This window comes from Deinococcus aquaticus (genome assembly GCF_028622095.1).
GTDB classification, from domain to species: Bacteria; Deinococcota; Deinococci; order Deinococcales; family Deinococcaceae; genus Deinococcus; species Deinococcus aquaticus.
Genome location: NZ_CP115165.1, coordinates 2915144 through 2931061, shown reverse-complemented (window position 1 = coordinate 2931061; position 15918 = coordinate 2915144). Strand labels below are relative to the sequence as shown.

At 70.0% G+C, this 15918-nt stretch carries 11 protein-coding genes; 9 read left to right on the top strand and 2 right to left on the bottom strand.

Features of this window, described 5'->3' with window-relative positions; genetic code table 11:
* Nucleotides 1-74: 74 nt before the first annotated feature.
* From M8445_RS14140 to M8445_RS14105, 8 genes are all read left to right on the top strand, one after another.
* A complete protein-coding gene (locus tag M8445_RS14140) occupies nt 75-2549 on the top strand; it encodes an HD-GYP domain-containing protein (protein WP_273988549.1) in 2475 nt (824 codons plus the stop codon).
* 94 nt (nt 2550-2643) lie between these two features.
* Nucleotides 2644-3435, top strand: a complete 792-nt coding sequence (gene proC / locus M8445_RS14135) for a pyrroline-5-carboxylate reductase (protein ID WP_273988548.1) — start codon at nt 2644-2646, stop codon at nt 3433-3435.
* 291 nt (nt 3436-3726) lie between these two features.
* Nucleotides 3727-4740, top strand: coding sequence for a LacI family DNA-binding transcriptional regulator (locus M8445_RS14130; protein ID WP_273988546.1), 1014 nt, complete (start codon nt 3727-3729; stop codon nt 4738-4740).
* Between the two features lie 506 nt (nt 4741-5246).
* Entirely contained in the window at nt 5247-6509 is a 1263-nt protein-coding gene (locus M8445_RS14125) for an ABC transporter substrate-binding protein (protein WP_273988545.1), read from the top strand.
* A gap of 250 nt (nt 6510-6759) precedes the next feature.
* Nucleotides 6760-7731 carry a carbohydrate ABC transporter permease gene (locus M8445_RS14120; protein WP_273988544.1) on the top strand — a complete coding sequence of 324 codons (972 nt, stop codon included), beginning with the start codon at nt 6760-6762 and terminating at the stop codon, nt 7729-7731.
* Nucleotides 7732-7733: 2 nt separating this feature from the next.
* Nucleotides 7734-8612, top strand: a complete 879-nt coding sequence (locus M8445_RS14115; RefSeq protein ID WP_273988542.1) for a carbohydrate ABC transporter permease — start codon at nt 7734-7736, stop codon at nt 8610-8612.
* Between the two features lie 90 nt (nt 8613-8702).
* Nucleotides 8703-10094 carry a GH1 family beta-glucosidase gene (locus M8445_RS14110; RefSeq protein ID WP_273988541.1) on the top strand — a complete coding sequence of 464 codons (1392 nt, stop codon included), beginning with the start codon at nt 8703-8705 and terminating at the stop codon, nt 10092-10094.
* Nucleotides 10095-10268: 174 nt separating this feature from the next.
* The gene (locus M8445_RS14105; protein WP_273988540.1) at nt 10269-10844 is read left to right on the top strand and encodes a hypothetical protein; all 576 of its coding nucleotides are present in this window, start codon (nt 10269-10271) and stop codon (nt 10842-10844) included.
* 173 nt (nt 10845-11017) lie between these two features.
* Here the strand turns inward: M8445_RS14105 and M8445_RS14100 are convergent, their stop codons facing one another.
* Complete coding sequence (locus M8445_RS14100; protein ID WP_273988539.1) at nt 11018-11680, bottom strand: glycosyltransferase family 2 protein; 663 nt, start codon at nt 11678-11680, stop codon at nt 11018-11020.
* A gap of 60 nt (nt 11681-11740) precedes the next feature.
* Nucleotides 11741-13546 carry a hypothetical protein gene (locus tag M8445_RS14095; RefSeq protein WP_273988538.1) on the bottom strand — a complete coding sequence of 602 codons (1806 nt, stop codon included), beginning with the start codon at nt 13544-13546 and terminating at the stop codon, nt 11741-11743.
* A 278-nt stretch (nt 13547-13824) separates the two neighbouring features.
* On the opposite strand from M8445_RS14095, the gene M8445_RS14090 reads away from it, so the two are divergent.
* Nucleotides 13825-15906, top strand: coding sequence for a protein kinase domain-containing protein (locus M8445_RS14090; protein ID WP_273988536.1), 2082 nt, complete (start codon nt 13825-13827; stop codon nt 15904-15906).
* Nucleotides 15907-15918: the final 12 nt, after the last annotated feature.

Here is a 15918-nt window from a genome sequence, read left to right as displayed (position 1 = left end):
AGGGGCCGGCCCCCCCCGGCGGCATCATTATGAAGTCCTTCACATTCGGCGGCCCTCCGCTTAGACTGCCTTCGGTGACACCCCCAGCGGGTGAAGTGGGTCCGGGAGGAACGAGAACGGTGCAGAACGCAGCGCAGCACACCACGGGGCAGCCCGGTGACCGGTCCGGCAGCGACGTCCGGCGGCCTGTGAACGGCGCGCGGACCTCGCTGCACCTGACCCTGCGCCGTGACACGGCCCCGCAACTCGACCCGGCCGCGCCCGCCGCCGCCCGCCGCGCCGCGCAGGTGTGGCTGCTGACCGCCGGGGTGCTGGACCTGCACCGCGCCTCCTGGGGAGAAACGGTGGCACTACGCCTGCCCCCCCACCTGCCGGTGCGGGTCCCGGGGGCCGGCCGCGCCGGGGGGCGGGCCACGCTGCGGCCAGCCCTGGTGCGTGACGGCCCGGTCGCGGACCTGCTGCTCGACTGGACCGCGCCGGAAGTGCCGAGAAGCGGTGCCCCGGCCGGAGCGCGCCGCCCGGCCGGGCACCTGCACCTGATGCAGCCTGCCGACATCCCGGCCGACCTGCTGCCGTGCCTGACGCTCACGCCCGGTCCGGCGCTTCAGCGGGCGCGGTCCTTCCTGGCGCGGGCCGGCGTGCACCGCGCGCAGCTCAGTGACGGCCACGAACTGTTCGACCTGTCCGCCGAACCGGACCTCCCTGACCCCGGCCCGGCGTCCCCGGACCCGCGCAGCCCGGCCGAGCTGACGGACCTGAAAGCCGTCAGCGAGGACGGACACACCCTGCTGATCGGGCCGCCGCAGGCCACGCTGGGCCGACTGTGGCTGCGCTCCGCGCCGGGACCGCAGGCGCACGCGGCGGCCCAGGCGCTGCACGCCTCGGCGCACGCTGCCAACGCGCACACGACGCTGCTGCGCCAGACCCGTTCGGCGCGGCTGGCAGTGGACCTGCAGCGCGCCGCGCACCTGCTGCGCGACGGGCACGCGCTGCCCGAGGCGACCCTGCAGGCCGCGATGCGCCTCGTCCGGGCGGACGGCGCGGCCCTGATCTCCGTGCGCGGTGGGCCGCTCCTGAGCGCCGGGACCCTCGACTGGCCGGGCCTGCACGCCGCGCAGCGGTACCTGCGCCCCCCGTTGCTCAGCGGCCCACGCCCCGCGCCCGGCCCGCCGGACGTGCACGCCGGACCGCTGAGCCGCTGCTCGCCGCTGCTCCTGGACCTGGACCCGCTGGGCCTGACCCGCACGCTGATGCTGCCCCTGAACAGCGGTGGCCTGCCGCCGGTCGCGTGGGTGTTCCAGATGCGCCGCTGCCCGCAGCCGTGGCTGTCGGACCCGGCCGAACTGACCTGGGACGTGCTGCGCGCCGCCGCCCGCGACCCCATTCACGCGGCCGGCCCGCGCGGCCTGGAACGCCGCCGTCCCCACGACCCGACGCTCTCGCCGACGCTGATCAGCGTGCTCGACAGCGTCGGGGACAGTCAGGTGCCGTCCCAGATGGCCGGGCGGGGCCTGCACCACCTGCTGGAAACCAGCGGGGCCGTGGGGGGCGCGCTGCTGACCCTCCCGGCGGGCGGCCTGTGGTCGGGAATGCCGTCTGACCCATCCCAGTCGGGAGCCGGCGGGTTCAGCGCAGCGGACCTGACCGCCTCGGCGGGCGACACGCGGGGCCTGTGGAGCGCGCAGGCGCAGGCAGTGCTGCTGGGAGCCGCGCGCGCGGGTGAGCCGCGCCAGCAGGCGGCCGACATCCCGGGCACACAGGGCCGCGCCGTTCCCGCGTTCCTGAGCGTCACGCCAGTCGGGTACGCCGGAACGGTCGGCGGCGTCATGGTGCTGCTGCACAGTCCCGCGCCGCCCGCGCCGGAAGTCGCGCCGCTGCTCAAGGTGCTGGCCACCGAGGTCGGGAAGGCCGGAGAGCGGCAGCGGTCGCTGCGGGACCTCGCGCGGGTGCGCGAGAAGACCTTCCGGGTGCTGGGCCGCGTGCTGGAATACCGCAGTTACGAAACCAAGGGCCACACCGACCGCGTGACGGATCTCGCGTTGCAACTGGGGCAGCGGCTGGACCTGACCAGCACCCAGCTCTCGCACCTGCGCTGGGGCGCGTACCTGCACGACCTGGGCAAGATCGCCATTCCGGACGACGTGCTGCACAAGCAGGGAGAACTCAGTAGCGCCGAGCGGCAGTGGATGCGTCAGCACGTCACCATCGGCGAGACGCTGCTGCGCGAGCAGGGCCTCGTGCCACCCGAAGTGCTTCAGGTGGTGCGCCACCACCATGAACGCTGGGACGGTCAGGGTTACCCGGACGGCCTGAGCGGGCAGAACATTCCGCTGCTGGCGCGCCTGTTCGCGGTGGTGGACATCTTCGACGCCCTGACCAGCGAGCGGCCCTACAAGGCCCCCTGGAGCCCGCGCGACAGCCTGCGTGAGCTGCGGCGCATGGCGGGCACGCACCTCGATCCGGCGCTCGTGCAGGCGTTCATGGACCTGATGGCCAGCCGCGCCGCGCCGCCCGCGCTGCCCGACCCCTTCGACGACTCCCTGCTGTAGGGCCTGCCGCGCGGGGCAGCACGCGGGGCGGGCCGTCTGCACAAATGACGGCGGGCGGGCCGGGCCCGCAGGGCGCGCACCTATACTGACCCGCATGAAGCTCGTGATCGTTGGCGTCGGGAAACTCGGACTGGCTCTGCTGGAGGGCGTGACCTCGCGCGGCGTGATCGCCCCGTCCGAGATCGGGCTGCTGGACCTGAACACGGCGCGCGTGACCGAGATTGCCGCCCGGACCGGCGCTCAGGTCGTCACGCCTGCCGACCTGCCGGGCACCGAACGCATCCTGGTGAGCCTGCAACCCCGCGTGTTCATGGAGGCCGCCGACTGGCTGGCGCAGGAGAACGCCGGGTACATCAGCACCATGGCCGGTGTCAGCGTGGCGGCCCTGACCCGCCGCCTGGGCACGCGCCGGGTGGTGCGGGTCATGCCGAACCTCGCGGCGACCATCGGGCGCAGTCAGACGGCCATCACCGGCCCGCGTGAGGCGACGGACGCGGGTGATCTGGCGTTCGCGCGCACGCTGTTCGCGGCGGTCGGGGACGCCTACGAGCTGCCCGAGCACCTGTTCAACGCCTTTACCGGCATGAGCGCCAGCGGACCCGCCTACGTGGCCGTGGTCGCCGAGGCGCTGGCCGACGGTGGCGTGCGCATGGGCCTGCCGCGCCCCCTGGCAAACGAACTGGCCGCCAAGCTGCTCGTCTCGACCGGCGAGCTGCTGCAACTGCGGGCGCATCCGGGCCTGCTCAAAGACGAGGTCGCCAGTCCCGGCGGCACGACCATCGCGGGTCTGGCGGCGCTGGAGAAGGCCGGCGTGCGCGGCGCGCTGATGGAAGCGGTGGTGCAGGCCACCCGGCGCGGCAACGAACTGGGTAAGGACCAGGAGTAACGCGGGTGGGAGAAGGCGGGCTGCGGCTCTCCCGCTTGCCGTAACGGTCCCTCTTGCTATTCTGAAAGCGCTTTCAGATATACTGCCGTGCATGTCCCGCCCATCACGACTCATACGGATTCCGTCTGTTTCGTTGACAACCCGCCAATGCGCCGGATTGCCAACTCCACGCCCGGAACCCGTTTCTCTCCTGCTCACTCCGCTCGGGTTGAAAGTTTTTGCAAACCTTTCAACCGGAGTCTGTATCACCCGCCCGCCAGCGGACGCGTCCGCCCTGAAAGCGTGCCCGGCATGACCCGCGCCGTCACCCTGACCGAGGTGGCCCGCGAGGCCGGCGTATCGCCCAGCACGGTCTCCCGCATCCTGAACGGTACCGCCCGCGTGCGCGACAACAAGGCCACGCAGGTCCGGCAGGCCATCGAGAAACTCGGGTACACGCCCAACACCTTCGCCCGCAGCCTCGCCACCGGCGCGTCCGGCAGCGTGGGCGTCCTGACCCCCGACATCGCCAGTCCCTTCTACAACGACGCCCTGAGCGGCATCGAGCAGGGACTGATGGGCAGCGGGTACTCACCCATCATCATCAGCGGCCACTGGCGCACCGCCGAGGAAGAACACGCCGTGGAACTGCTGCTTAACCGCCGGGTCGAGGGCATGATCATCCTGGGCGGGCAACTGCCGGACCACGACCTGCACGCCCTGTCCGCGCGTCTGCCCGTGGGCGTGCTGGGCCGCAACATCGACCTGAGCCGCCACGGGGGCGTGTCCCTGAACATGGACAACCGCCAGAGCGCCCGCGACCTGACCAACTACCTGATCGGGCGCGGCCACCGCGTGATCGGGCACATCAGCGGCCCCTCCGACCACGCCGACGCCCGCGAACGCCTGACCGGGTACCGCGAGGCCCTCGAGGAACGCGGCCTGAAGTACGACCCCACCCTGGTCGTGCAGGGCGACTTTCAGGAACCGAGCGGATTGATCGGCATGCAGCGCCTGCTTCAGCAGCATTCCGACCTGACGGCCGTGTTCAGCGCCAACGACCAGATGGCGTACGGCGCGCGCCTGGCCCTGTACCGCCTGGGCCTGCGCGTGCCCGACGACATGTCCCTGGTGGGCTTCGACGACCTGCCCGGCTCGACGTACGCCACGCCGCCCCTGTCGTCCGTGCGGCAGCCCATGGCCGAGATGGGCCGCTGGATGGCGCAGTTCATCCTGGCCCGCCTGCGCGGCGAGACGATCGAACCCTTCGAACCGCGCCAGGAACTGATGATGCGCGAATCTGTCGCCAGTCGGCGCGGCCTGTAGTTCCCAGCCCGCAGATACCAGAGGGCAGGCACCAGCCTGATCCTCCCCGGCCGTCCCCTTCCCGCTGTGAGGGGGACGGCCGCGTTGTATGAACCGGGGAAAGGGAGAGGCGGGGCTCACTGGGTGAGGCAGGCTGGGTGGGGCAGGCTGGGTGGGGCAGACATCCCCTGGCCGGGATGGGTTCATTCCGCCTTTCTGAAAGCGCAATCTTTTTTTGCTGCTGCGGGTAGAACGATACAGAACTGTTCAGGACGACACTTTTTCGGACACGTGGAAGGAGACCCTCGCTGCACCTTCGAGCTGCTCTTGACAGCGCTTTCATAAGGCGACTACAGTACAAGTCAAGCAGAACTGTTCCATCCAGAATTCCGGCCACCGACGGCCGGACCTTCATCCACCTGTGGCCGCCCCGCAAGCGTCCGCCGGAACTGCCGACCCGGTTGCGCCGTCCCACCGCCCCTCACCCCAAGCACGCGCACCCCACCCCCCCACCCGGAGGAACCACCATGCGTACCCTGCCCCGTCTGACCCTGGCCCTGAGCATCGCCCTGACCGCCGCCCTCGGCACGGCCAGCGCCCAGAAGACCACCCTCACCGTCGGCGTGTTCCCCGACCTCGACAGCGTCGTGAAAGCCGCGCTGCCCGGCTTCAACAAGCTCTACCCGAACATCACCGTCAAGATCAACTCGCTGGCCTACGCCGACCACCACACCGCCCTGACCACCGCACTCTCCACCGGCAAGGGTGCCAGCGACGTGGTCGCCGTGGACTTCGGGTACGTCGCCCGCTTCGCGGAAGGCAACGGCCTGGTCGACATCAGCAAGGCCCCCTACAACGCCGGGCAGTTCCGCAGCCAGTTCATTGCCTACACCTACCCGCAGGCCATGACCCAGGACGGCCGCATGGTCGGCATGCCCACCGACATCGGCCCCGGCGCGATGTTCTACCGCTCCGACATGCTCAAGAAGGCCGGCGTGAGCCCCGCTGCCATGAACGCCAGCTGGGAAAGCTACATCAGCAACGGCAAGAAAGTCCTGGCTGCCAACCCCGGCGCGTTCCTGATCCCCGACGCGGGCGAGGCCGCCCAGATCATCCTGCGCACCGGCCTCAAGAGCGGCGAGGGCCTGTTCTTCGACAAGAGCAACACCGTCCTGGTCGACCCCAAGAACCCCCGGTTCGTGCGCGCCTTCACCATCGCCAAGCAGATCCGCGACGCGAAACTCGACGCCCGCGCGGGCAGCGCCTTCAGCCCCGAATGGACCACCGCCTTCCAGAAAGGCAACCTCGCCACCGAGTTCAGCGGCGCGTGGCTGGTCGGGCACATGCAGAACTGGCTGGCCAAGGACTTCAGCGGCAAGTGGGCCTCGCAGCAGCTGCCGGGCAACACCTACGCCAGCTGGGGCGGCTCGTTCTACGCCATTCCGCAGCAGAGCCAGAACAAGACCGAAGCCTGGGCGCTCATCAAGTACCTGACCACCAACAGGGACCAGCAGGTCCTGGCGTTCAAGACGACCGGCGCGTTCCCCGCGCTGCGCTCCGCCGGGAACGACCCCGTGTTCAACGAGGGCGTCCCGTACCTGAACGGCCAGAAAGCCCGCGTGCTGTGGCGTCAGGCCGCCCTGAAAATCCAGCCGCTGGACGTGAACAAACTCGACCCCATCGCCGAACAGATCGTGAACGACGCCCTGGCCAGCGTGCTGGACGGCAGTAAGGACATCACGGCCGCCCTGACCGAAGCCAAGAACCTGATCACCCGCCGCGCCCGCTAAGGACCCACGCGGATTCCGGCCGTCAGGTCAGCCCACCCACTGACCATCCGGGCCGCGCGCCCAGCAGACGCCGTCCACCCCCCTCCTCGCCTCGCCCGCACCAGACGGGGGCAGGTCCGCGCCGCTCAGCGGGGCCGGACCTGCCCCCACGGTCATTCCCTGCCGGCCACGGACCGGGATCCTGCCGGATCACCCGCTGTCGCCGCGCCGGACCCGCCACGCAGAACGGGCCGCACTGGAGAACACAGGCATGCAAGCAACCCTGAAAACAGCAAAACCCCGCCGCAAACCCAGCTGGAGCGACTTTCAGCGGCGGTACGCGCCGTACATCTTCATCAGCCCATTCTTCATCCTGTTCTTCGCGTTCGGTCTGTTCCCGATCCTGTTCAACGCCTTCCTGAGCTTCCACCAGTGGCAGCCGGGCACCGGCCTGGGTGACATGAAGTTCGTGGGTCTGCGTAACTACACCGACAACCTGACCGACCCCACCTTCTGGCTGTCCCTGAAGAACACCGCCGTCCTGGCGCTGCTCTCGGGCCTGCCGCAGCACCTGATCGCCATTCCGCTGGCGTTCGCCATCCAGGGCGGCCTGCGGCGCATGCAGAACCTCGTGACCGCCGTGTACTTCCTGCCGTACATCACGTCCATCGTGGCGATCTCCGTGATCTTCTTCACGCTGTTCTCCTGGCAGTACGGCGTGATCAACTCGGTCCTGAACGCCCTGAGCGGCCTGCCCCTGATCGGCGCGCTGTTCCCCGCCGAGAAGATCAACTGGCTGGGCGAGAAGGAATACGTGCAGAGCGCCGTCGCCATGGTCGTCGTGTGGCGCTACACCGGCTGGAACATGCTGCTGTACCTCAGCGGCCTGCAGGCCATTCCCCGCGAACTGTACGAGGCGGCCAGCGTGGACGGCGCCACCCGCGCCCAGCAGTTCCGCTTCATCACGCTGCCGCTGCTGCGCCCGATCATGTTCATCGCCGTGACCCTCAGCCTGATCGGCGGCCTGCAACTGTTCGAGGAGCCGTTCATCCTGACCAACGGCAGCGGCGGCGCCGGGCAGGCCGGACTGACCACCGTGATGTACATGTACCGCACGTACGCCTCCTACTCGGACGCCGGTGTGGCGGCCGCCATGTCCTGGCTGCTGTTCATCGTGATCGGCGTGCTGACCCTCGTGAACAACCGCGCCTTCGGCCGTAGCGGCCTGGCCGGAAGGGACTGACCATGACCACCGCCCCCATCCCCGACCGCCCGGCCGCCAAATCCCCCCGCACCGCCCCCACCCTGGACGGCAAACGCATCGGCGCGTACCTGCTGATCGCCCTGGGCGCCCTGCTGACCATCGCGCCCTTCTACTTCATGTTCGTGTTCGCCACGCACACCCGCAGCGAGATCTTCCAGTTGCCGCCCCCCATCTGGTTCGGCAGTAACCTCGACGAGAACTACCGCAGCCTCGTGGAACGCGTGCCGTTCTGGCGCAACCTCTGGAACAGCCTGTACCTCGCGGTCCTCACCACGGGCTTCACGCTGTTCTTCTGCACGCTGGCCGGGTACGCCTTCGCCATGTTCTCCTTCAAGGGCCGCGAGGCGCTGTTCGGGCTGCTGCTGGCCACCATGCTGATCCCCGGCACGCTGAACATCGTCCCGTACGCCCTGATCATGCAGGCCCTCGGCTGGATTGACCAGCCCCGCGCCCTGTGGGTGCCTGGCATGGCCAGTGCGTTTGGGATCTTCCTGATGCGGCAGTACATCGGCAGTTCCATTCCACGCGAACTGGTCGAGGCGGCCCGCATCGACGGGGCCAGCGAGTTCGGTATCTTCCGCCGCGTGATCGTCCCCCTGACCGGCCCGGCCATGGCGACCCTGGGCCTCGTGACGTTCGTGCAGTCCTGGAACGGCTTCCTGGGGCCGCTGATCATCTTCCGCACCGCCGAGACCTTCACCGCCCCCCTGGCGCTGCGGTCCATGCAGGGCATCGCGAACACCGACTGGGGCGCCCTGATGTGCGGCGTCGCCCTGACCGTCGTGCCGCTGCTGGTGCTGTTTGCCCTGGCGTCCCGCCAGCTGATCGAGGGCCTGACCGCCGGCGCCACCAAAGGCTGACCCAACTCCCCCCCCGATTCGGCCCGGCCCCTTCGGCCACTGCCCCCGCCCGTCCTTCCACCGCCTCACCGTTCCCGCAGGAGCTGCCCCATGACGAACACCATCACCACCGACACTGCTGCACCTGACATTGCCGCGCCTGACACCGCCGCGCCCAGCGCCGTGGCCCGCGCCGCCGGACTGACCCGCCAGGACTTCCCCGCCGGTTTCCTGTTCGGCGTCGCCACCAGCTCGTACCAGATCGAGGGAGCCGCCAGCGAGGACGGCCGCAGCCCCAGCATCTGGGATGTGTTCTGCGCCAAACCCGGCCGCATCAGCGACGGCAGTAGCGGCGCGGTCGCCTGCGACCACTACCACCGCTGGGAACAGGACCTCGACCTGATCGCCGCGCTGGGCGTCGACGCCTACCGCTTCAGCGTCGCGTGGCCCCGCGTGGTGCCCGCCGGACGCGGCCCCGTGAACGCCGCCGGACTGGACTTCTACGAACGCCTGACCGACGGCCTGCTCGCGCGCGGCGTGCAGCCTCACGTCACGCTGTACCACTGGGACCTGCCCGCCGTGTTGCAGGACCAGGGCGGCTGGACGAACCGCGACACGGCCTACGCCTTCGCCGAGTACTCGGCGGCCGTCGCGCAGCGCCTCGGGAACCGCGTGGCCAGCTACGCCACCCTGAACGAACCGTGGTGCTCCTCGGTCCTGAGTTACGAACTCGGAGAGCACGCGCCCGGCACCCGCGACCGCGCCGCCGCCCTGAGCGCCGCGCACCACCTGATGCTGGGCCACGGCCTCGCCATGCCCGAAATCCGCCGCCACGCCCCGCAGTCCCAGGCGGGCATCGTCCTGAACCTCGGCCCGCAGGAAAGCGCCAGCGACCGCCCCGAGGACATCAGGGCCGCCCGGCACGCCGACGGCCGCTTCAACCGCTGGTTCCTGGACCCCATCCTGCGCGGCGAGTACCCCGCCGACACCTGGGAAGAGATCGGCGGCGACGCCCCCCCCGTGCAGACCGGCGACCTGAACCTCATCAGCGCCCACAACGACTTCCTGGGCGTCAACTACTACACGCGCGGCGTGATCGGCGCGCAGGGCGGCGTGCTGCCCGAGGGAGCCAGCGTCACCGACATGGGCTGGGAAATTCACCCCCAGGGCCTGACCGACCTGCTGCTGCGCCTGAAAGCCGACTACCCCGGCCTGCCGCCCATCTACATCACCGAGAACGGCGCCGCCTTCTCAGACGAACGCAGCGGCGATCGCGTGCACGACCCCCGCCGCACCGAGTTCCTCAGCACCCACCTGAATGCCCTGCTGGACGCCAGTCAGGCCGGCGTGGACGTGCGCGGCTACTTCGCGTGGTCCCTGATGGACAACTTCGAGTGGGCCTTCGGGTACGAGAAACGCTTCGGGTTGATCTACGTGGATTACGACACCCAGGAACGCCTGATGAAAGACAGCGCCCTGTGGTACCAGGCCTTCCTGAAGTAATCCGGCGACAGTAATCTGGCGACAGTAACCCGGTAGCGGTGAACGGCGGGCCCCGCGCGGCACCCTGATGGGATGGGCCGCGCGGCCCGCACGGCTGTCGTTTGGGTGGCCGGTGGGGGAGGGGTGGTCATCCTGTCAGGCCCGCGTGAGAGGCAGGCACTAAGCTGGGAGGTGATGCCCGCCCCTGCCCGCCCCACCGTCCGCCGCGCCCTCGTACTCCCGCTGCTGGGACTGCTCGGCGCGGCACTCCTGAACGCCCAGGCCCTGGACAGCAACTACTACCCCCGCAAGGCCGGAACGCGCTGGACGTACTCCAGCGGCGAGACGCAGATCATGGGCGCCGCCGTGACGCACCGGGGCGTGCCGGTCGTGCCGGTCAGTCACCAGTACGGCAGCACCACCTACACGCAGGACCTGCTGGAATTCCGCGCGGACGGCAGCGTGTGGCTGCGCGGCGTGAACGTCGGGGGCCGCCTGAGCTGGTACGCCCAGCCGCTGAACGTGTACCCGCCCGGCCCGCTCAGCCCCGGCATGACCTGGAAGGGCAGCAACGGCGCCGTCCGGACCGTGTCCACCGTGACAGGCGTGACCCCACTGAAAACGGCGGGCGGCACCTTCAACGCCCTGACCATCCAGACCGAAACGACCGCCGCCGGGAAGATCAGCGTGCAGAAAACGTACTTCGTGCCGACCCTGGGCGTCGTGCGCTACGAAACGGCAGACGGCACCCGCATCGACCTGCTGCGCTGACCGGCAGCCGGGTCGCCGCGCACCGCTGGCGGTCCTGTCATACGGATTCCGTCTGTTTCGTTGACAACTTGGGAAGGCGCCAAGTTGCCAACTCCACGCCCGGAACCCGCTTTGCTCCCACTCGCTCCGCTCGGGTTGAATGGTTTGTGCAAACCATTCAACCGGAGTCCGTATCAGGATTTGCGGCGGCGCACGCGGTAGGTCAGCAGGGACACGTACATGCGGGTGCGGGCTGCCGCGCCGCGCCAGAACCCCCGCTTCTTCTCCTTGACGACCTGCGCCACGTTCGGCAGGTCCACGTACGCCCAGCGCGCCCCCGTCACCTTCAGGTGCCGCGTGATGGCAGGCTCCGGCCAGCGCTCCTCGCCCAGGCCGGGCACGCCCAGCAGCCAGTCGCGGCGGCAGGCCCGCTGCCCGCTCAGGTGCGGCGTGAGCTTGTTGCCCCAGTCGGTCACGAACCCGCCCCCCTCGAACACGCCGATACTCATGTCCAGCGTCCCGGCCTGCACCGGGTCCAGCAGCGTCTGAAGGTGCGCGGCGCTCAGGCCGGTCAGGTCGGCGTCCAGCAGCAGCACGAACTCGGCCTGCGTGGCGTTCAGGGCAGCGCGCAGGGCCGCGCCCTTCCCGCCGTTCTCGGGCAGTTCCACCACGACCGCGCCCGCCTGCCGCGCCGCCTGCGCCGTGCCGTCACTGCTGCCGTCCGAGGCGACCACCACCTCCTGCGCGAACTGCCGGGCCACCCCGACCACGGCCGCCACGGTCTCCTGCTCGTTGAACGCAGGAATCAGGACCGCCACGAGGGCCGACGGATGCAGGGGTGAATGGGCCGCAGACATGACGCCCATGGTAAGCGAAACACCGTGGCAAGCGCCCTGATGCCGTGGCGGGCGTCCTTGTCAGTTGGGAGGGGAGAACAGCGCTTCTTCCAGCAGGTCCGGGCTGATCACGTCCATGCTCTCGTCGTGCCCGGCGGCGGCCGCCAGCCACTGCCCGTGCCGCACGAGGATCACGTTCAGGTCCGGCACGCGCACCACCAGCAGGTCCTGCAGGATCATGGGCGCGTGTCCCGGGATGACCACGGCCAGCTCGGACTTGTAATCCAGTCGCAGCGTGACCGACCGCGTCCCGGCCTGCAGGGTCAGCGGGTCGTCGCCCATCAGGACACTCAGGAATCCCCCGGTATCCGGCAGGTCGAAGCTGTCCCCGGCGCGCGGATCGGACAGCGTTTCCGGGCTGCGCAGCGCCACGTGCAGCGCCTCGTGCAGTCGGCGCCCCAGAACCGGGTGCACGCCCAGCGCGTCGGCCGCCGCGCGGAACACCTGCGCGGCCTGCGCGGTGTCCGTGCGGGTCAGCCGGACCATCAGGGACTCCACACCCTTGCGCGCGAAGGCCATCAGGGCGTCGGGGGTGGCCTCACGGTACTTGCGGGCCGACGATCCCTGCAACGACGGCAGGTCCAGCGGCGCGCCCCGCAGCAGTTGCGCCGCCGCGCGCGCCATGCGCAGGAACAGGTACTCGCCGCCCGGGTCCAGCAGCAGCGACACTGCCCGGCCCAGTGACGCCCGCGTGCCCAGTTCCGTGGCCGCCTGACTTTCCAGGCGCAGCATCAGGTAATCGCCGCTCACGAAGGCCCGCAGTTGCGTGTCGGGCAGGGTGATGCTCTGCGGGCCGTCCCCGGTATCCCGCGAGGGCCGCAGCAGCGCCACCTGCCCCGCCACCTGAATCTGCCAGTTCTTCCCGATGGGCTGCCACGTCATGTCCAGGCCGCGCCAGCGGGCCGCCTGACCGCCGCGCAGGTTGATCAGCAGCACGTCCGCGCCGTCGTCCGGGGCGCGCATGGCGGTCGCGGGGTGCCGGGCGTACAGCACGCTGCCGTGCGGCACGGTCCCCAGGGTCGGGGCGGGCGCTGCCGTGATCAGCGGTTCCAGGAAAGCGGTGACCTGCCGCGCCGCCTCGCGGATGGCGGGCCGCTCACGCGGGTCGCGGGGCATGGGGTACTCGGCTTTCAGGGCGCGGATGAGGTCCTCGCGGGCTTCCGCGCCCAGCGGTTCGCGCTCGGCGGCCGTGATGCGCGCGGCCAGCACGTCCTCGTCCGCGTGCCGGGGGAAGGGTTCACTCTGCGCGGCCGAGAGGGCCGTGCGGACCCGCGTGCGCCCCAGTTCGGTCAGCAGCAGGTTCGACAGCGCCCCCGCGAGGTTCTGCACCACTTCCGGGTCGTGCAGGTCCATCAGCGGATCGTTCACGGGCGGAACTGCCACGGGCTGCGAGGCGGTCGCGGCGGCCCGCTCGGCGTTCTCGGTCACCGCGAACAGCACACGCAGTTGCGCCAGCGTGGGTTCCCGCTGCCAGCGCAGCGCCTGCTCGCGCACCAGCCGCGAGGTCCGGTGATGCCACGCCAGCAGTTGCAGTTCCTCCCAGGCGCGCGACTCGTCCGTCTCGCTGGTGGCGGGGGCCGCCCAGGTGCTCGGCCCGCTGAACGACGCGCGGGGGTTCACTTCGGGCGGGCGGCTGTCTTTCTGGTACGAGCGGTACTGCCGGTCCGCCTCGATCAGGCGGCGCAGCAGCGTGGGCTCCAGCGGCGCCTGCAGCAGTTCCTCCCGCAGCATGCCCAGCGACCGCCGCCCGCCGCGCGGCACCCGGCCCGCCAGCGCGTCCGCGACCTTGTACTCGAACAGTTCGGTCAGTTCAGTCCAGTAGTTCACGCGGCCCCGCCCTGCCGTGAGCGGCGCGCTGCCAGGAGGCGCGGCGTGACCGGAAGCGGCTGTGCAGTGACCATTGCCCCCCAGTATGCCGCACCCGCCGCGCCCTCCGCACCCGGGACCGCGCGGCCGTTCACCCTGACCCGCCCGCCGGGAAGTGTGCCGGCCAGTCAGCCACTGTGCCGGCCAGTCGGGAACTGTAAGTGCAGCGCAAGGCCCGGCTCTGTATAACTGTGTGTAATGAAGCCGTTGCCTCCCTCTTCCTGCCCGGCCAGGCCCGCATGATCGCGCTGCTCCTGGTGCCGCTGTTCATCGTGGGTGTCCTGCTGACGGTCCGCGCGCCCGAACGGGTGCTGGGCACCGTGGGGGCCGCCGCCGCCGCCCTGATGACCCTGCTGCTCGCCTACCTGTCCCTGACGGCCGGCGGCGGTCCCATTCAACTGGAGAACCTGAACCGCACGCAGGGTGTCCTGACGGCCGCCGCGTTCGTGCTGGTCACCGCCGCGTTCCGCCTGGGCCGGGTCGTGATGCCCAGCCTCGACCGGCCCGGCCGCCTGCCCGCCCAGCAGAAACCCACGCGCGTTCAGCGCACCGCCACGCCCGTGCCGCCCTCACGCCGCCCGACCACCACGCAGACCGTCTCGGACCTGCGCTTCCAGGAGTACGAGGTGCTCGACCGGGTCGGGATCGGCGGGATGGGCAGCGTGTACCGCGCCCGCCGCCGCCAGGACGGCCGCGTGGTCGCCCTGAAGGTCCCGCAGGACAAGTACCTCGCGGACGCCAAGTTCGTCAAACGCTTCTACCGCGAGGCGGAAGTGCTCAAGCGCTTCAACCACCCGAACATCGTGCGCGTGTACGACTACCGCATGCAGGACCCCGAGCATTACATCGCCATGGAATTCCTGGAAGGCGACAGCCTTGAGGGCCTGCTCGAAAGCCGCACCCTGAGCTTCCACGAGGGCGCGCAGCTGATCCGCGCACTGGCCGACGCGCTGCGCCACATTCACATGCAGAACGTCGTGCACCGCGACATCAAACCCGCCAACGTGATGGTCCTCAAGAACGCCTTCACGGACGGTGTGCTGCGCGAGGGCGGCGTGAAACTCATGGACTTCGGCATTGCCGTCGGGAAAGTCCTGACCCGCCTGACCATGACCGGTGCGCGCGTCGGCACGCCCATCTACATGGCCCCGGAACAGGCCAAGGGCAACCGCGTGGACGCCCGCAGCGACGTGTACTCGCTGGGCCTGCTGGCCTACGAGATGGTCACGGGGCACACCGCCTTCAAGGGCAGTTACGAGGCCGTGGTGCACCAGCAGGTGTTCGAGACGCCCAAACCGCCCAAGCAGGTGCGGCTGGAAGTGCCGGGCAAACTGAACGACCTGATCCTGAACATGATCGAGAAAGACCCCGCCCAGCGCCCCACACTGGACGACGTGATCGCCCGCATTGACGCCGGCGTGCTGACCGACGAGATCTTCAATGACCCCATCGCGCTCGCCATGAGCGTGCAGGAGAAACGCGGCACGCTGCGCCTGCTGGACCTGAAAGGCAAACTGCGCGCCAGTCTGCGCGACCAGACCGGCGGCGCGCAGGGCCTGCCCGGCACGCCCAACGCCATGACCGGCGACCCGGAAGGGAACCTGTACGTCACGCTGCTCGACTACCGCCAGGGCAAGGCCGGCGCGCTCGTGCGTAAACTCGACGCGGAAGGCACCGAACTGCTGAGTTTCGGCCCCTACGGCCTGAACGAGGGCGAACTGTTGCAACCCGTCGGGATTGCCGCCGCGCAGGGACAGGTGTTCGTGCTGGACGCCGAGGCGCACCACGTGGTCGTGTTCGACTCGCAGGGCCGCTTCATCCGCCGCTTCGGCGGGCGCGGCCAGGGCCTGGGCCGCTTCGAGAAGCCCAGCAGCATCGTCGCCGCCCCCGACGGGCACATCTACGTCCTGGACACCGGTAATCACGAGGTGCAGCGCTTCAGCCCGCAAGGGGAGTACATCAGCCGCTACGCCTTCCGCCTGGACCGCAACAGCGACAGCCTGCGCCCCCTGGAAGGCCTGGGCGTGGACCAGTTCGGCGCGGTGTACATCGTGGACAGCGTGGCCCGCAAGGTCCGCAAGATCGAGGCCGACGGCACGCCCGGCATGACCTTCGCCATGGAAACCCTGGTCGGAGAGCCCACCGAGGCCCCCTGGCTGATCCAGGTCGGCCCGGACGGACAGATCTTCGCCGTGCGACAGGGCGGACAGGTGCTGCGGACCTTCTCGGCTGTGGGCGACCTGCTGACCTCCAGCGACATGTACGCGCCCGTGCAGGCCATGAGCATCCTGGGGCGCCCGAAAGTCCTCCAGACCACCTGAGCCCATGAGCCT

Bases quoted from the DNA above. Each gene is read 5' to 3' on its own strand.
- proC (WP_273988548.1), top strand. From the start codon at position 2,644: ATGAAGCTCGTGATCGTTGGCGTCGGGAAACTCGGACTGGCTCTGCTG.
- M8445_RS14130 (WP_273988546.1), top strand. From the start codon at position 3,727: ATGACCCGCGCCGTCACCCTGACCGAGGTGGCCCGCGAGGCCGGCGTA.
- M8445_RS14125 (WP_273988545.1), top strand. From the start codon at position 5,247: ATGCGTACCCTGCCCCGTCTGACCCTGGCCCTGAGCATCGCCCTGACC.
- M8445_RS14120 (WP_273988544.1), top strand. From the start codon at position 6,760: ATGCAAGCAACCCTGAAAACAGCAAAACCCCGCCGCAAACCCAGCTGG.
- M8445_RS14115 (WP_273988542.1), top strand. From the start codon at position 7,734: ATGACCACCGCCCCCATCCCCGACCGCCCGGCCGCCAAATCCCCCCGC.
- M8445_RS14110 (WP_273988541.1), top strand. From the start codon at position 8,703: ATGACGAACACCATCACCACCGACACTGCTGCACCTGACATTGCCGCG.
- M8445_RS14105 (WP_273988540.1), top strand. From the start codon at position 10,269: ATGCCCGCCCCTGCCCGCCCCACCGTCCGCCGCGCCCTCGTACTCCCG.
- M8445_RS14100 (WP_273988539.1), bottom strand. From the start codon at position 11,680: ATGTCTGCGGCCCATTCACCCCTGCATCCGTCGGCCCTCGTGGCGGTC.
- M8445_RS14090 (WP_273988536.1), top strand. From the start codon at position 13,825: ATGATCGCGCTGCTCCTGGTGCCGCTGTTCATCGTGGGTGTCCTGCTG.